The following is a 14,142-nucleotide window of genomic DNA, read 5'->3' as shown; positions in this document are numbered from 1 at the left end:
GTGCCACCTCCTATCAGAAACTGACGATGGCGCGCGATGCCGATGGCCGCGTCGAAATCTTCCTCACCGACAATCTGGGCCGCATCTGGTGGATCTACCAGAACCCGGATGTGATTGTTCAAGTGCAGAAAACCATCACGCCGCCCGGCACGACGACGCCGATCGTCGTCACCGTCGACGAGCTCAGGCCGCCAGTCCAGCCGTGGAGCGCCTGGATCCAGCTGACCGGGCAGCTCGTGGCGATCACGGCGCTGCGCCAGGCAGACGGCCGCATCGCGCTGTTCGGCATCAACTCCGCCCTCCATCTCTATCGCTGCCAGCAGGCCAAGGTCCAGGCGCTGACGGTCGCCGACTGGACGCCATGGGTGCAGATCGACGCCGGCTACCCCTTCACGGAAATGGCGCCGATTGTCGGTCCGCTGGGCGGCACCAATCTGTTTGCCATGACGCAGCAAGGCCAGGTCCTGCACACCAAGCAATTGCCGGCCGGCTCCGACACCTGGACGGCCTGGGCGACGCCCGGTTACAGCAGGGTTCCCAAATACACGCTCTGCGCCGGCATCCAGGGCGACGGCGACATCATGCTGGTCGCCTCCGACCAGCAGCATGTCCACTCCTTCAACGCCCAATATGACGCCGCCACCCAGAACTGGTCGGGATGGCGCGATTTCGGCGGCTCCGGCGCCAACACCAGCCTGTCGCTCGACTACAATGCCGATGGCCGCCTTGCCCTGTTTTCGATGATGGTCCAGAACGACGGCACAAATGGTCTGTGGACCATCAACCAGATGGCCATGGACAGCTCCGAATGGGAGTGGACGTGGACGGCGCTGGCCACCAGCAACCTCAAGCAGATCGTCGTCGTGCGCGACCTGACGCCGCCGGTCTGACGTCAGGCAGCGTGACAGAGGCAAAGCAGGCGTATCGGCTCGCAGCCTGGTCCCGGTCGGAGAAGGCCGGGCTCGGCTTCCGCGCCGCGACAGAGGCGGATCTGCCGTTCCTGTCGCGGCTCTATGCCTCGACGCGCGTGGAAGAACTCGCCGTGACGGCGTGGACCGAGGCACAGAAGGCCGCCTTCCTCGACATGCAGTTCCAGGCGCAGCACGCGCATTACCGAAAACACTATCCCGAGGCCGACTGGCTGGTGGTGGAACGAGCGGGGAAAGACATCGGCCGGCTCTACATCGAGCGCTGGCCAGGCCAGCACCGCATCATCGACATTGCCTTCCTGCCGGAGCATCGCCGCAAGGGCTACGGCACCGCACTGCTGCGCGATCTCATCGACGAGGCATGGTTAGCCGGCAAATCAGTATCGATCCACGTCGAGAAGCACAATCCGGCCAGGTGGCTCTATGTCAGGCTCGGTTTTGCGGTGGTCGAGGACAAGGGTGTATACGATTTGATGGAATGTGCGGCGCCGAGTGGCGGGGCGGGGTGAGACGATGGCTGTCCCGCTGGCGTCAAGGTTTCGCGCCGCAGCGCAAGCGTCGCCTCAAAGAGCAAACGTCGCCTAGTTGAACACCGCTTCGTACAGCCGCCCGGCCGCATCGGCGGCGACCGGCACGATGAAGATCTCGTGGCTGCCGCTTGTGCCAGTGAAAAGGTAGGTCGCCTGCGGCAGCGCGATGTCGCGCGGGCCTCTAAACAGCAGCGAGAAACCGCCACCCGGGCGCGGGCTGGCGGCGATGGGCTTGACCGCGCTCAGTTCGAGCGGGATCTGCTTGCCCCCGGCTTCGATGGTGAAGGTTTGTCCCTGCTCGAAATCCGACACCGACGCCATCCCGTTTGCCTCAATCTTTGCGCTGGAGCGGTTCAGCGTTCGGATCCGATCCAGCTCTTTGTTTCTCCGCAATTGCCAGGGGAAAACCGCTGCACACTTTTCCCGGAATTGCTCCAGCGGCGGCACTGTCGCCGCTTCGCCGCAAGCTGTCCAGAGGCGGGCAGGCGGCGGTCGTGTTCCCCAAGACAATCGATCGCCGCAAATCCCAAAGATACAGCACCGCCTGTCCTTTTATGCGCGCAAGAGACGCTGTAGTACTTTGTCCTGCGCGGGATTCCTTTCGATCCAAGATCAGCGCAAACAAAGCATAGATCCCGGCTTCGGGACCATTGGCAGCCTGATGGGCGTGCGGGAGACGGATGATGGCGGATGCAAAGACGGACGTGACGGGCGATGCGCTGCCGCTGTTCTATTCGAGGCCCGAGGCGCTCAATCCGGCGCGGCACGGCTCGCTTGGCCTGACCGCGCGCAGTGACTTCGGCTTCGCCCGCTCGGCGCACGCCATTCCGGTGGTCGCGTCGGAAATGCCGGCGGCGATGCGCTCCTACCCGATCGTCTTCATCGGCCCGGCCAAGTCGCCGGTGATCATCACCGGCGTGCGCCAGAACGAGAATTTGTTCGTCGATGCCGACGGCAAATGGACCGGGCCGCACTACATCCCCGCCTATGTCCGGCGCTATCCTTTCATCCTGGCCGAAGACCCGACATCGGCCGGCCGGCTGACGCTGTGCGCCGACCGGGCCAGCAATCGCATCGTCGACCAGCTGCTGGCGCCGTTGCGCGACGACAAGATCCTGCCGTTCTTCGCCGGCAACGAGCCGACCGAAGCGACCAGACAGGCGCTCGCCTTCTGCAACCAGTTCCAGATCGACTTCCGAGCCACCCGCGAGATGGTCGAAAAGATCGATGCGCACGGCCTGTTTTCGCCGCGCCAGAGCAAGGTGACGCTGGAGGGTGGCGAGGTGCTCAACCTCACCGACTTCCAGGTGATCGACGAGCCGGCCTTCAACAAATTGAGCGACGAGGCGTTTCTCGACCTGCGCAAATCAGGCGCGCTCGGCCTGCTCTATTGCCACCTCGCCTCGACCAACAGCTGGACCTCGCTGGTGCATCAGGCATCGCTGCGGAAGGCGGATGGGGCGAAGGGCTGACTGTGAAAAGCTTGCGCGGTCGATCGTCTGGGCGGACAGGCGGCTAGGCAGCAACCCTTCTGTCGTGCCGCCCTTCCCTGATCTCCTCGGCGAGCTTGTCGCAGAACGCGTCGAGATCGCCGGGATTGCGACTGCTGACGAGCCCCTGGTCGGTGACGACTTCGGTGTCCTCCCACAGACCGCCGGCGTTGATCACATCGGTCTTGATCGATTTGTAAGACGTGACCCGGCGACCCCTTACGATGCCGGTCTCGGCGAGAAGCCAGGGCGCATGGCAGATCGCGCCGACGACCTTCTTGGCCGACCAGAACGATTCGACGAAGTCCAGGGCCTTTCGCTCGACGCGCAGCAGATCCGGATTGATGACCCCGCCAGGCAGGACGATCGCGTCATAGTCGTCCGACCGCGCCTCATCCAACGTCTTGTCGACAGGAATCTCCCGACCCCAGTCCTTGAGGTCCCAGCCTTTGATCTTGCCGCTTGCGAGCGACACGACATCGACCTCGGCGCCCGCCTCGCGTAATTTTTTGAGCGGAACTTCAAGCTCGGATTGTTCGAACCCGTTTGTCGCAAGGATAGCGACGCGCTTACCGGAAATATCCTGCATTGGTTTTTCTCCATCGTTAGGTGGTGGAGGGCTAACGAGGCGAGGCGGGAAGCGTTCCTGGCTGTAATTTTATGTGACATGAGAGGCGGATGGACGAAGCGCAGTTCGGCCCAAGCTCCCAGTTCGACAATGTCCAAAAACGAAAAAGCCGCGGCGGACCGCGGCTTTTCGATGCTTGATTTCCTAAGAGGAAACTGGAGCGGGTGAAGCGATTCGAACGCTCGACCCCAACCTTGGCAAGGTTGTGCTCTACCCCTGAGCTACACCCGCTCGCACGGCGTCTTGGCCGCAAGCCGGGCCTATATGGCTGAAGAGCGCGGCGATTGCAACAGGGAAATCGCAGGCTTTTTTACGACCCGGCAAGCGAGGCCGGCAAGCCGCCGGCGGGCGCGCGAGTGGCACGCGGCGGGGGCGCCACCGCAAAGGGCGGGTGCCGCTCACCGTGATGTCGCATGACGGCCTTGTGTCGGCCGCCCCATTGGCCGTAAACGGCATGGGCTCACAAACGGGACGAAGACGAAACCGATGCCGAAGACCGAAGCCGAACTTTTTGCCTTTCTTGCCGAGCTGGGCATTGCTGCCTCGACCAAGCGCCATCCACCGCTCTATACCGTCGCCGATTCGCAGGCGCTGCGCGGCGAGATCGCCGGCGGGCACACGAAAAACCTGTTCCTGAAGGACAAGAAGGACAATTTCTTTCTGGTCACCGTCGGCGAGGACGCGGTCGTCGACCTGAAGCAGATCCACCAGGTGATCGGCGCCGCCAGCCGGGTTTCTTTCGGCAAACCGGAGATGCTGATGGAGCTGCTCGGCGTCACGCCGGGCGCCGTCACGGTCTTTGGCATCATCAACGACACGGCAAACAGGGTCAAGCTCGTGCTCGACAAGGATTTGATGGAGCATGCGGTGATCAATGGGCATCCGCTGACCAATGAGGCGACGACATCGATCGCAGCGAGCGACCTGATCAGATTCGTCGAGGCAACCGGGCACGATGCTGCTATCTTGAAAGTCTCCGCGTGATCGCCACATGGATGGCTTAAAACCGATGGTCTGAAGCATAGGGCGCCTGGCCGCCGGCCGGCGGCGCCACGGAAGGGTAAAGAGATGAGCGACAACAATCCGTTCGGCGGCCCCTTTGGCGGCAATGGCGGCCAGTACACCACCTCGGTGCAGTATGGTGGAACCGCGCCGGCGCCGGCGAAAGTCGCGCTTGGCGATACGCCCGCCGCTCCCGCCGATGTGATCAAGGACACGACGACGGCTGCCTTTGCCGCCGATGTCATCCAGGAATCGCGCCGCCAGCCGGTGCTGGTCGATTTCTGGGCGCCCTGGTGCGGACCTTGCAAGCAACTGACGCCGCAGCTGGAGAAGGCGGTCAAGGCCGCCGGCGGCAGGGTCAAGCTGGTCAAGATGAACATCGACGACCATCCGTCGATCGCCGGCCAGCTCGGCATCCAGTCGATCCCGGCGGTCATCGCCTTCAAGGACGGCCAGCCGGTCGATGGCTTCATGGGCGCCATCCCGGAGAGCCAGATCAACGAATTCATCACCAAGGTCGGCGGCAAGGGCAATGGCGCGCCGCCGGTGGCCGAAGCTCTGGCTGCGGCGACCGAGGCGCGCGACGCCGGCGACATGCAGACCGCGGCCGACATTTATGACGCCATCCTGGCGCAGGCGCCGGAGACGATCGAGGCGATCGCCGGACTGGGAGAGCTGCTGTTCGAGGCCGGCGACACGGAAGGCGCCGAGGCGCTTTTGGCAACAGCCCCGGAGGCCAAGAAGGATGCGCCGCCGGTGGCAGCCCTGCGCGCCAGGATGGCGGTTGCGGCGCAGGCGGCGGCTCTCGGCAATCCAGCCGAATTCGAGCGGCGCCTTGCGGAAAATCCCGGAGATCACCAGGCGCGTTTCGATCTGGCCATGATCCAGAACGCCAACGGCGACCGTACGGCCGCAGCCGACAATCTGCTGGCCATCATCAAGGCCGACCGGGCCTGGAACGAGGATGGCGCGAGGACGCAATTGCTGCAGCTGTTCGAGGCCTGGGGCATGACCGACGAGGCGACGCTGGCAGCGCGCCGCAAATTGTCGGCGCTGCTGTTTTCCTGAGCCGGCTGCCGGTTGTTTTGCCGCACGGGCTTGGCGTCGGCGATGATTGCGCCAGATTAGGGCCAAGAACTCACGCGCTTCTTGATGGCGCGATCGGAGGAATGAGGTGCAAGCGGGAAACGCGCATTACCGGCTCGCCAAGGATTTGCCGTCGACGATCCCTATCTTTCCGCTCGAGGGGGCGCTTTTGCTGCCGGGAGGCCGCATGCCGCTCAACATCTTCGAGCCGCGCTATCTGCAGATGGTGGACGAGGCGATCGCCGGCTCGCGGCTCATCGGCGTCATCCAGCCCAGTCTCGACGGGGCCTTGCGCGACGACGGCGAGCCGGAACTCTGCAATGTCGGTTGCGCCGGGCGCATCATCGCCTTTTCCGAGAGCGGCGACGGCCGTTACCTGATTTCGCTGCAGGGCGTGTGCCGGTTCCGCATCGCCCACGAATTGACGGTCAAGACGCCGTTTCGCCAGTGCAAGCCCTCGCCTTTCCTTGCCGATCTCGATGAGGACCAGGCGGGCAACGAGATCGACCGGCCATCGCTGCTCAAGGCATTTCGCGCCTATCTGCAGGCCAACGACCTCGAGGCCGACTGGGAAAGCGTCAGCCGGGCCGAAAATGCCATGCTGGTCAATGCGTTGTCGATGATGGCGCCCTATGGGCCAGCCGAGAAACAGGCGCTGCTCGAAGCGGCGGATTTGAAGACCCGGGCCGAGACGCTGATCGCCATCACCGAAATGGCGCTGGCGCGCGAGAATGAGGATTTTGGGTCGAGTTTGCAGTAAGAGGGCGCGATGGCGGACGGACGTGACGGGAAGAAGGTCGACCCCAAGCTGCTGGAGTTGCTGGCCTGCCCACTGACCAAGGGGCCGCTGGCCTGGGATCCGGAGCGCGGCGAACTGATTTCCAGGGTCGCCAAGATTGCCTATCCGGTGCGTGACGGCATCCCGATCATGCTGCCTTCCGAGGCGCGGACGCTTTCGGTGGAGGATGTGCTGGCCCCGCCGCCGCCGCGTCTGGGTGGGCCGGGCTGAGGGGCACGTTTCTTGTACCCAATAGGCCGGCAGGACAGAGGGGGCGCGAAGGATCGCCGACGTCCGCTTTCGTTCCGCTCTTGGCATGGCCTTGCCTACTGAAAATTCCGCCCCTTGGGCATGACCTGTTCCGCTTCTTCCGACAGCGTTGCGAGATCCTGCCGGATCGGCGCGCTTTGTTTGGCGGGGCTGGAGCGATCCGAACCGTCCTTGGCGAGGTCTCTCGGAGGAACCACTGGTGCAGTCTCGCTGACCTTCTCCAGAAGCACGGTCAGCCAGGGCGTCAGATCCTCGATCTTCTCGGCAACGATGTGGACCACACCCGATTCCGACTGCAATTTCCCGGTGACCTTGACGAACCGGGCCCCCATGACGATAGGCCGATAGCGGTCGAAGGTTCTTTGCCAGAAGATGATGTTGGCCACCGCCTTGTCGTCCTCCAGCGTCAGGAAGATCGCATTGCCCTTGCCGGGGCGCTGCCGCACCAGCACGAGGCCGGCGACCGAGACGCGCCTGCCGTCGCGCACGGAAGGAAGATTCGCATTCGGGATGACGCCGGCGCGGTCGAGCCGCTCGCGCAGGAAGGCGACCGGATGCGCCTTCAGCGACAGGCCGAGCGCGCGGTAATCGTGGATGACATGCTCGCCGAGCGGCATTTTCGGCAGCCTCGTCTCCGGTTCCAGCTCGCGCAGGCGAAGCGCCGGCTGGTCGAACAGCGGCAGTCTTTCGGCGGCGCTCTTGCCGTCGAGCGCGCGCACCGCCCACAGGGCTTCGCGACGGTCAAGACCGAGCGAGCGAAAGGCATCGGCCTGCGCCAGTTTTTCGATCTCGCCGACATCGAGGCCGGAGCGCAGCCAGACATCCCTGACGGATACATAGCCTGAGCCGCGCCGCTCGACGAAAGCCTCCATGCGCTCCTTCGACAGGCCCTTGATCTGCCTGAAGCCGAGCCGCAGCGCATGATTTGTCTCGATGACGCCGCGCATTTCGGCATGGCGTGGCAGGATGCGGGCCGGATCGAATGGCGCCTTTTCCAACGTACAATCCCACACCGAAAAATTGACGTCGACGTCGCGGATGTCGACGCCATGGTCGCTTGCGTCGCGCACGAGTTGGGCCGGCTGGTAAAACCCCATCGGCTGCGAATTCAGGATCGCGGCGCAGAACACGTCGGGATAGAAGGTCTTGAACCAGCAGGAGGCATAGACGAGCAGGGCGAAGGAAGCAGCATGGCTTTCAGGAAAGCCGTATTCGCCAAAGCCCTCGATCTGCTTGAAGCAGCGCTCGGCGAAGTCCTTCGTGTAGCCCTTGCCGACCATGCCATTGATCATACGGTCGCGGTAATTGCCGATGGTGCCGGTGCGCTTGAAGGTGGCCATGGCGCGGCGCAGTTCATCGGCTTCGCCCGGTTTGAAACCGCCGGCGACGATGGCGATATTCATCGCCTGTTCCTGGAACAGCGGTACGCCAAGCGTTTTCTTGAGGATCGCTTCCAGCTCCGGCTTTTGATACTCGGCCTGTTCCTTGCCTTGCCGGCGGCGCAGATAGGGATGGACCATGTCGCCCTGGATCGGGCCCGGCCGAACGATCGCCACCTCGATGACGAGATCATAAAAGGTTTTCGGCTGGAGGCGCGGCAGCATCGACATCTGGGCCCGCGATTCGATCTGGAAGACGCCGAGCGTGTCGGCGCGACAGATCATCTTGTAGACCTGCCTGTCCTCCGGCGGCAGGGTGGCCAACACATAGGGCTGCCCATAATCATCCCGCGCATTAGGATAGTGATCCGTGAGCAAGGTGAAGGCGCGTTGCAGGCAGGTCAGCATGCCGAGCGCCAGCACGTCGACTTTCAAGATCTTCACCGCGTCGAGATCGTCCTTGTCCCATTCGACCATCTTGCGCTCGTCCATCGCCGTCTTGACGATAGGCACAATCTCGTCGAGCCGGTCCCTGGTGATGACGAAGCCGCCGACATGCTGGGAGAGATGGCGGGGGAAGCCCATGATCTCATTGGCACGCTCCATCACGTGCCCCGACACCGGGTCGGTGCGGTCGAGGCCGCCGGCGCGGGCTTCCTTCTCGCCAAGCTCCGATGTCGACCAACCCCAGATCGAGCCGGAAAGCGATGCCCTGACATCCTCGGACAGGCCCATCGCCTTCGACACTTCGCGCAGCGCCGAACGGCCGCGATAGCTGATGACGGCGGCGGCAAGTGCCGTGCGCTTGCCGCTGTATTTCTCGTAGATGTACTGGATTACAGTTTCGCGCTTTTCGTGCTCGAAATCGACGTCGATATCCGGCGGCTCGTTTCTCTCCTCGGAAATGAAGCGCTCGAAGAGCGAATCGATTTTTTCCGGCCCCACTTCGGTGATGCCGATGCAGAAGCAGACGACCGAATTGGCGGCTGATCCACGTCCCTGGCAGAGAATATCCTTGCTGCGCGCGAACTTGACGATGTCGTAGACAGTCAGGAAATAGCGGGCATAGTTGAGGCGTTCGATCAAAGCGAGCTCTTCCTCGATGCGCTTGGTCACGGAATCCGGCACACCAGCCGGATAGCGGTTCGCCGCTCCCTCCCGCGCCAGTCGCGCCAGCTCAGCCTGTGGACCAAGACCCGATTCCGTCGGCTCGTCGGGGTAGTTGTACTGGAGGTCGCCGAGCGAAAAAGTCAGCTCTTGCGCAAATCGCAGCGTCTCGGCCAGCGCCTGCGGGTGCCGGCGGAACAGGCGGCCCATCTCCATCGGCGGCTTCAGATGGCGCTCGGCATTGGCGGCCAGTTGTAGCCCGACCTCGGCAACGGGCGTGTTGAGGCGGATCGCGGTCAGCACGTCCTGCAACGGGCGCCGTTCGGCGGTGTGATAAAGAACGTCGTTGGTCGCCATCAGCGGAATGCCGGCGCTCTCGGCAAGTGCTGCCGCCTGCTCGATGCGGAAACGGTCATTGCCGGCGTAGTCGGGCGAAACGCCAAGCCGCAGGTTCCTGCCGAAACGGCCCTTGAGCTCACCAAGCAAGGCAAGACTGTCTTGCGCCCCCGTCGACAGACCGGGCAGGACCGCCAGCGACATCAGGTCACCCCATTCGAGCAGGTCGCCGCGCTGGAGAAGGGTGGCGCCTTTTTCGTTCTCGTCGCGCAGATTGGCTTGCGTCAGCATGCGGCAGAGGTGCCCCCAGCCCTTGCGGTCCTGGGGATAGGCGAGGATGTCCGGCGTGCCGTCGTCAAAAACCAGCCGGCAGCCGGGGTGATAGGAGAGTTTTTCGACCTTGGCCTGCTGCCAGGCGCGCACCACGCCGGCCACCGTGTTGCGATCGGCAAGTCCGATCGCCGAGAAGCCCAGGAGCTTGGCCGCGACCACCAGCTCCTCCGGCTTGGAGGCGCCGCGCAGGAAGGAGAAATTCGACTGGATGCCGAACTCGGCATAGGGAATGACGGTCAGCGCGTTCATGCGAAGACTCCATGCAGGAACCAGCGCGGCGGGACTTGCGAGGCGCCGCCGTAGAGGCCTTGCCGGTAGAGCCAGTAGCGGCGGCCGTCGGCATCCTCGATGCGGAAATAGTCGCGCGTCGATGCCGCCTCGTCGCTTGGCGCTTCCCGCCACCATTCGGCGGCGATGCGTTCCGGCCCTTCGGCGCGCTTGACCCGGTAGAGCGCGCGCCGCCAGCGGAAGTTCAGCGGCGGTCCTTCCGGCATTTCGGTGGCCGGCACATCGATGGGTTCGGGCGAGCGGAACAGCCGGATCGGTCGTTCCGGCGGAAATATGGTTTTTGGTGCCTGCAGCCTGTCCGGCTTCTTCGGCGGCGTGGTCCGGCACGGCGCGTCGGTGAAGGGGATGGTGGCGACGGCACGCTCCGGCAGATGGCTTTCGACCGCGACTGCCCGGAGAACCGCGCCATCGCCGAGCCGGGCGCGGATGCGGTCGGCGAACAGCGCGATATCGGCGCCGTCGTCGGTCACCTCGCCGGCAAGATCGGCCTGCTGCATGTCGAAGGTGGCTGATGCCAACACCGAGAGCCGCACCAGATCGAAACCATAGCCGGCATCGATATCCTGTTCGAGCGCGGCCAGCCTTTCATGGAACAGTTTCTGGATCAGCATGGGTTCGCGCATCGGCCGCGAGGTACCGAGCGCGATGCGGCTGACGGCGCCGTCGACGCGAAAGAGCAGCAGCGCCAGCGTCCGGGCGCCCTCGCCGCGGCGCTCGAGGTCGGTCTTCAAGGTCGCCGCCAGCATGCCCACCAGCCGTTCGATGTCCTCGGTCAGGGTGACGGGTTCGGCGAGGTGGCGTTCGACCGAAAGCGGCGCGACGGGCAGGCGCGGCGACACCGCCTCGTCGAGCCGGCCAAGCGCCTGGTCGAGGCGCAGGAGCAGCAGGGCGCCGAAGCGGCGGGCGAGCGGCGCGCGCGGTGCCGCCATGACGGCGCCCGCCGTGCGCAGGCCCACACTTTCCAGGCTGGTGCGGGTCGAAGGTTCTATGCGCAGCGCGGCCAGCGGCAGGGGCGCCAGCAGCGCCTCCTCCTCGCCTGACACAACGATGCGGTCGCCGCAAAAGCGTGCCGCCGCCCAGGCCGCACCCGGCGTCGCGGCAAGCCCGGCGCGGACATCGAAACCCTGATGGAAGAAGCGCGACAGGATGTCGTCCAGCATGGCGCGCTCGCCGCCGAACAGATGGGTGCAGCCGGTGACGTCGAGAAACAGGCCGTCTGCCCCGTCCAGCGCCACCAGCGGGGTGTAGCGGTCGCACCAGTCGGCGAGGCCTTCGAGCAGGCGGCGATCGGCTTCCGGATCGGCCTCGACGACGTCGATCGACGGATGCATGGCGCGCGCATCGGCGATGCCCATGTCGCGCTTCAGGTGCAGCGCCTCAGCCCGCTCGTCGAGGGCCGAGATGCGCTGTGCGTTGCGGTCGCGATGGCTGATCACGAGCGGCGGGTGAGATGGGTGATCCGACGACCGGGAACGCCAGGACCGCCCCAGACGCTGGCGCAGGATCCTTTCCGCCGCCAGATAGGGAAACCACAGGGACAGGATTCTTTGCCCGGTCTCTTGCCTCGCCCGCTCTTTCGTCGAATGCGCGTTCATCGGGGTTCCACTCCAGTGTGAATTGTCCAGGCAGGGCCGTGCGGCTCTTGCCGATGGTGAGGGTGAAGGCCGGGCGGCCGATCGAGCCGGCCAGCGGCCCGGCGATGGTGTCGCGCGGCACCGCCGGCGCCGAGGCGACGATGAGGCGGAGGGGTGCCGCCGTCGGTTCGGGCCCAGCCGCCTGCCGCAGCAGGAACACCGGCCGGCCGGCCGCTTGCGCCCTTGCATGCAGCCGGCGTGTCGCGGTCAGGTCAAGCCGCTGCGGATTGCCGCGGATTTCCAGGATGACGGCGGCGAGCGCCGTCATCCGGGCCGCCTCCTCGGCGACCCACAGCGCATCGACGAGCCTTGGCGCCTCGGAAAACAGCAATTGCTCCGGCTCGATGCCGAACGAGGCGTGAAGCCCCCTGGCATAGGGAAAGCCGGCCTCGCGAAAAATCTCCGATGTGCCGATCCACAGCACCGGCAGCCCCGGCGTTTGCTTGAGGATCAGGCTGGTGAGCGACAAAGCGAAGCCGGCGACGGCCCCGGCATCGCGGGTTTCAAGCCCATGGATTTCGCTCAGGGCGGCCTTCGGCAGCCCGCCGCTCAGGGCGGCATCGAGGCGCCCGACGCCGATAGGCAGGAACGCATCCGGCAACGCCGCGGCAATGCCACGCCGGACGATTGTGAGATCAGTGTTGACGTCAGCATCAAAGGGTGCGGCTGCCGGCGCAGCCAAGCGCTCGGGCAGCGTTCCCTCGATTTTCGCGATCTGGCGGCGCAGGGCAAAAACAGTCTCCCGCGCCACGGCGGTCATCGCCATGACGGTCAGCTTCCACTCACAATTGTTCCTGTTATGTTCCTATAGATTCCAGAGCGCATCCCAAGAGTCAAGCAGAGTCATGGGGAATTTATTCCTCTCTGCAGGGATGGCGCAGGCGCATCGGCCCGTTCATTTGCCGATTCCGGTGCGAAAGCCTATATGCCGGGATCAAAGGATAAAGCATGGCCCGCATCTACAAGACCCGCACCTGGCACGACGAACTCTCGCCCTCGATGGACGAAATGGAGTTCCTGGCGCTGGAGGCGTACGCCCATCTGCCGGAGGATTTTCGCAAGCTGACCGGCGAGATCGTCATCCAGATCGCCGAATTCCCGACCGACGAAATCATGGACGATCTGTCGCTGGAAACGCCATTCGACCTGCTCGGCCTGTTCGAGGGACGCGGCATCGCCGAGCGCTGGAACCCGCAGACCGGGGAAGGCCCGAACCGCATCACGCTCTACCGCCGCGCCATCCTCGATTACTGGTCCGAGAACGAAGAGACGCTGGGCGACATCGTCACCCACGTGCTGATCCACGAGATCGGCCACCATTTCGGCCTGTCGGACGATGATATGGAGAAGATCGAAGAGGCGGCGGAGTAGGGTGCGCTGATATTCAGGTGATGCCGGCCTGCAAATGATGGCTTCCTGCGCTTCCCCGCTCTACCGCGTCGCGGTAGAACGGTGCTCACGTACCCAAAAGTACGCTCCGCTCCGGTTCTCGGAAACCACCATTTTCGACTCGGCCTGACCTGAATCTCAACACACCCTGCGTCGGAGCTTTTCAAATCTACCAGTCACTCAGCTTGGTATCGGGCCCGTATTCCTGACCGTCGATATCCTTGACCACGGCCTGGCCGCAACGCATCGCTTTGGCCTTCTTGTCGTAGGCATAGGTCGGCGAGCCGAACAGATGCCAGCCCTTGTTCAGCGCCGCTGTCACCTTGTGGCAGAAGCTGGCATCGTCCGGAGCGGACAGAAAGCGGTAGAGTTTCATTGTTCAATTCCTGTCGTGAGTAGCTGTAGCCCGCTCGCATCCATCGAGCATTTATGACCCGATGGCGGCTGCCTTCGCCAGCAGTTTTTCGGCCTTCGCCAGATGCAGCCGCTCGACCATCCTGCCGTTCAGCGCGATCACGCCCTTGCCGGCATTCTCGGCGAGCGCGAAGGCTTCCTTCACCGAGCGTGCCTCGGCCACCGCTTCCGTGGACGGCACGAAGGCGCGGTTGGCGGCTTCGATCTGGGCCGGGTGGATGAGGCTCTTGCCGTCGAACCCCATGGCCGCGGCTTCCGCGCATTCATGGGCGAAAGCGTCGAGGTCGCGAAAATCGTTGGAGACGCCGTCGAGCATGTCGATGCCGCCGGCGCGTGCGGCCAGCACCATCTGCATCAGCCATGGCACGAGGTAGCGCCTGTCAGGCGTCGCCAGAATGCCGGTCTCCTTGACCAGATCATTCGTTCCGGCAACGAAACAATTGAGCCGCGAGGCCGGATCGCGGCCAAGTTCGGCGATGGCGCCGATGTTGAGCAGCGCCTTGGGCGTCTCGATCATCGCCCATAGTTTCACGCTGTGGGGAGCGAAAT

15 protein-coding genes and 1 tRNA gene are annotated in these 14,142 nt (G+C 64.2%); 8 read left to right on the top strand and 8 right to left on the bottom strand.

The features are described from left to right. Together ENZ75_RS05495 and ENZ75_RS05490 are read left to right on the top strand one after the other, a co-directional pair. The coding region (locus ENZ75_RS05495; RefSeq protein ID WP_164887737.1) for a hypothetical protein at positions 1 to 890 on the top strand (890 nt) is incomplete at its 5' end. An 11-nt stretch (positions 891 to 901) separates the two neighbouring features. Then, a complete protein-coding gene (locus ENZ75_RS05490) occupies positions 902 to 1,438 on the top strand; it encodes a GNAT family N-acetyltransferase (protein WP_244514246.1) in 537 nt (178 codons plus the stop codon). Positions 1,439 to 1,510: 72 nt separating this feature from the next. Here the strand turns inward: ENZ75_RS05490 and ENZ75_RS05485 are convergent, their stop codons facing one another. Continuing rightward, positions 1,511 to 1,906 (bottom strand): hypothetical protein, encoded by a 396-nt coding sequence (locus tag ENZ75_RS05485; RefSeq protein ID WP_244514245.1) that lies wholly within the window; start codon positions 1,904 to 1,906, stop codon positions 1,511 to 1,513. Positions 1,907 to 2,142: 236 nt separating this feature from the next. Here ENZ75_RS05485 and ENZ75_RS05480 point away from each other — a divergent pair, with 236 nt between their 5' ends. Continuing rightward, positions 2,143 to 2,931 (top strand): SapC family protein, encoded by a 789-nt coding sequence (locus tag ENZ75_RS05480; protein WP_063169576.1) that lies wholly within the window; start codon positions 2,143 to 2,145, stop codon positions 2,929 to 2,931. A gap of 43 nt (positions 2,932 to 2,974) precedes the next feature. Here ENZ75_RS05480 and ENZ75_RS05475 read toward each other — a convergent pair whose 3' ends face one another. Next, positions 2,975 to 3,538: a type 1 glutamine amidotransferase domain-containing protein gene (locus tag ENZ75_RS05475; protein WP_013528771.1), complete on the bottom strand. Its 564-nt coding sequence runs from the start codon at positions 3,536 to 3,538 to the stop codon at positions 2,975 to 2,977. Between the two features lie 195 nt (positions 3,539 to 3,733). After that, positions 3,734 to 3,808, bottom strand: a tRNA-Gly gene (locus ENZ75_RS05470). A 255-nt stretch (positions 3,809 to 4,063) separates the two neighbouring features. On the opposite strand from ENZ75_RS05470, the gene ENZ75_RS05465 reads away from it, so the two are divergent. From ENZ75_RS05465 to ENZ75_RS05450, 4 genes are all read left to right on the top strand, one after another. Beyond that, on the top strand, positions 4,064 to 4,561 hold the full coding sequence (locus ENZ75_RS05465; protein ID WP_027162861.1) for a prolyl-tRNA synthetase associated domain-containing protein: 498 nt from the start codon (positions 4,064 to 4,066) through the stop codon (positions 4,559 to 4,561). Between the two features lie 84 nt (positions 4,562 to 4,645). Continuing rightward, the gene (trxA, locus tag ENZ75_RS05460) at positions 4,646 to 5,647 is read left to right on the top strand and encodes a thioredoxin (protein ID WP_063169575.1); all 1,002 of its coding nucleotides are present in this window, start codon (positions 4,646 to 4,648) and stop codon (positions 5,645 to 5,647) included. A 106-nt stretch (positions 5,648 to 5,753) separates the two neighbouring features. Beyond that, positions 5,754 to 6,425 carry an LON peptidase substrate-binding domain-containing protein gene (locus tag ENZ75_RS05455; protein ID WP_013528774.1) on the top strand — a complete coding sequence of 224 codons (672 nt, stop codon included), beginning with the start codon at positions 5,754 to 5,756 and terminating at the stop codon, positions 6,423 to 6,425. Positions 6,426 to 6,434: 9 nt separating this feature from the next. Next, positions 6,435 to 6,674, top strand: coding sequence for a Trm112 family protein (locus tag ENZ75_RS05450; protein WP_013528775.1), 240 nt, complete (start codon positions 6,435 to 6,437; stop codon positions 6,672 to 6,674). A 95-nt stretch (positions 6,675 to 6,769) separates the two neighbouring features. Here ENZ75_RS05450 and ENZ75_RS05445 read toward each other — a convergent pair whose 3' ends face one another. Genes ENZ75_RS05445 through ENZ75_RS05435 form a run of 3 tightly spaced genes read right to left on the bottom strand, consistent with a single transcriptional unit; the run spans position 6,770 to position 12,556 of the window. After that, on the bottom strand, positions 6,770 to 10,117 hold the full coding sequence (locus ENZ75_RS05445; protein ID WP_063169574.1) for an error-prone DNA polymerase: 3,348 nt from the start codon (positions 10,115 to 10,117) through the stop codon (positions 6,770 to 6,772). Next, positions 10,114 to 11,592 carry a DUF6504 family protein gene (locus ENZ75_RS05440; RefSeq protein ID WP_063169573.1) on the bottom strand — a complete coding sequence of 493 codons (1,479 nt, stop codon included), beginning with the start codon at positions 11,590 to 11,592 and terminating at the stop codon, positions 10,114 to 10,116. The genes ENZ75_RS05445 and ENZ75_RS05440 overlap by 4 nt, the downstream gene beginning before the upstream one ends. Then, positions 11,534 to 12,556 (bottom strand): hypothetical protein, encoded by a 1,023-nt coding sequence (locus ENZ75_RS05435; protein WP_128277947.1) that lies wholly within the window; start codon positions 12,554 to 12,556, stop codon positions 11,534 to 11,536. Before ENZ75_RS05435 ends, ENZ75_RS05440 begins: the two co-directional genes overlap by 59 nt. A gap of 182 nt (positions 12,557 to 12,738) precedes the next feature. Here ENZ75_RS05435 and ENZ75_RS05430 point away from each other — a divergent pair, with 182 nt between their 5' ends. After that, positions 12,739 to 13,161 (top strand): metallopeptidase family protein, encoded by a 423-nt coding sequence (locus tag ENZ75_RS05430; protein WP_023763026.1) that lies wholly within the window; start codon positions 12,739 to 12,741, stop codon positions 13,159 to 13,161. A gap of 187 nt (positions 13,162 to 13,348) precedes the next feature. Here the strand turns inward: ENZ75_RS05430 and ENZ75_RS05425 are convergent, their stop codons facing one another. Both ENZ75_RS05425 and ENZ75_RS05420 read right to left on the bottom strand, forming a co-directional pair. Further along, on the bottom strand, positions 13,349 to 13,555 hold the full coding sequence (locus ENZ75_RS05425; RefSeq protein ID WP_013528780.1) for a DUF1737 domain-containing protein: 207 nt from the start codon (positions 13,553 to 13,555) through the stop codon (positions 13,349 to 13,351). Between the two features lie 51 nt (positions 13,556 to 13,606). Further along, the coding region (locus tag ENZ75_RS05420) for a CoA ester lyase (protein ID WP_164887736.1) at positions 13,607 to 14,142 on the bottom strand (536 nt) is incomplete at its 5' end.

Source organism: Mesorhizobium sp. M7A.F.Ca.CA.002.04.1.1 (assembly GCF_004022805.1).
Classification (GTDB): Bacteria; Pseudomonadota; Alphaproteobacteria; order Rhizobiales; family Rhizobiaceae; genus Mesorhizobium; species Mesorhizobium ciceri.
This window is presented reverse-complemented; position numbering and strand designations above follow the sequence as displayed.

What these genes read in the sequence shown, in the direction of transcription:
- trxA (WP_063169575.1), top strand. Translation starts at nt 4,646, where the DNA reads ATGAGCGACAACAATCCGTTCGGCGGCCCCTTTGGCGGCAATGGCGGC.
- ENZ75_RS05425 (WP_013528780.1), bottom strand. Translation starts at nt 13,555, where the DNA reads ATGAAACTCTACCGCTTTCTGTCCGCTCCGGACGATGCCAGCTTCTGC.
- ENZ75_RS05475 (WP_013528771.1), bottom strand. Translation starts at nt 3,538, where the DNA reads ATGCAGGATATTTCCGGTAAGCGCGTCGCTATCCTTGCGACAAACGGG.
- ENZ75_RS05480 (WP_063169576.1), top strand. Translation starts at nt 2,143, where the DNA reads ATGGCGGATGCAAAGACGGACGTGACGGGCGATGCGCTGCCGCTGTTC.
- ENZ75_RS05435 (WP_128277947.1), bottom strand. Translation starts at nt 12,556, where the DNA reads ATGGCGATGACCGCCGTGGCGCGGGAGACTGTTTTTGCCCTGCGCCGC.
- ENZ75_RS05450 (WP_013528775.1), top strand. Translation starts at nt 6,435, where the DNA reads ATGGCGGACGGACGTGACGGGAAGAAGGTCGACCCCAAGCTGCTGGAG.
- ENZ75_RS05430 (WP_023763026.1), top strand. Translation starts at nt 12,739, where the DNA reads ATGGCCCGCATCTACAAGACCCGCACCTGGCACGACGAACTCTCGCCC.
- ENZ75_RS05445 (WP_063169574.1), bottom strand. Translation starts at nt 10,117, where the DNA reads ATGAACGCGCTGACCGTCATTCCCTATGCCGAGTTCGGCATCCAGTCG.
- ENZ75_RS05465 (WP_027162861.1), top strand. Translation starts at nt 4,064, where the DNA reads ATGCCGAAGACCGAAGCCGAACTTTTTGCCTTTCTTGCCGAGCTGGGC.